The organism is Streptomyces sp. SID486, assembly GCF_009865385.1.
Lineage (GTDB): Bacteria > Actinomycetota > Actinomycetes > Streptomycetales > Streptomycetaceae > Streptomyces.
In genome coordinates, this window is the sequence record NZ_WWJT01000556.1 from 1 (window position 1) to 711 (window position 711).

Below are 711 nucleotides of genomic sequence, written 5' to 3' on the forward strand. Positions count from 1 at the left end.
GTATCCGCTCCGGCGGTGCGGGCGTGTCGTGCCGCAGCAGGGTGCGCCCGGCGGCGGCGGTGACCAGCAGTCCGATCACGGTGAGACCGAGGAGGTGGACGGCGGGGGAGAGGGAGCCAGCGACCAGCCCGCCCAGGCTCGCGCCGACCATCCCGCCCAGACTGAAGGCGGCGTGGAAGCCAGGCATGATCGGCCTGCCCAGGGCGGTGACCAGATCGACGGCCGCGCTGTTGAAAGCCACGTTCACCCCGCCGTAGGCCGCCCCGAACAGCAGCAGGACGGACCCGAGCGCCGGCGCCGAGTGCGTGAGCGGCGGCAGCGCGACGCTGAGCGCGAGCACCGCCATGCACACCACGGTCACCGGATGGCTGCCGTAGCGGCGGCACAGCCGGCCGGTCAGCGTCATGGTGAGCACGGCGCCCGCGGACACTCCGAGCAGGGCGAGCCCGAGGCCGCCGGCCGAGGCGTGCGTCTGGTGCTTGATGTCGGGGATGCGGACGACCCATCCCGCGAAGATGAACCCGTCCAGGGCGAAGAAGGCGGTGATCGCCACGCGCAGTGCCGTGAGGCTCCGGCCCGGCACGACGCTGTGCGATCGGGTTTTGTTTAGTATCGGCACAAAATAAGGGTAGGGGGCGCGACGGCACCCGGGCAAGCCGCCGGACCACCGGGCGCCCGGCCTCGGCCGCTGCCGCCGGGAGCCGTCGCGGC

1 protein-coding gene is annotated in these 711 nt (G+C 73.1%); it reads right to left on the reverse strand.

What is annotated here, in order from left to right; genetic code table 11:
* The coding region (locus GT045_RS25645; protein ID WP_161335604.1) for an MFS transporter at positions 1-583 on the reverse strand (583 nt) is incomplete at its 3' end.
* Between the last annotated feature and the right edge of the window lie 128 nt (positions 584-711).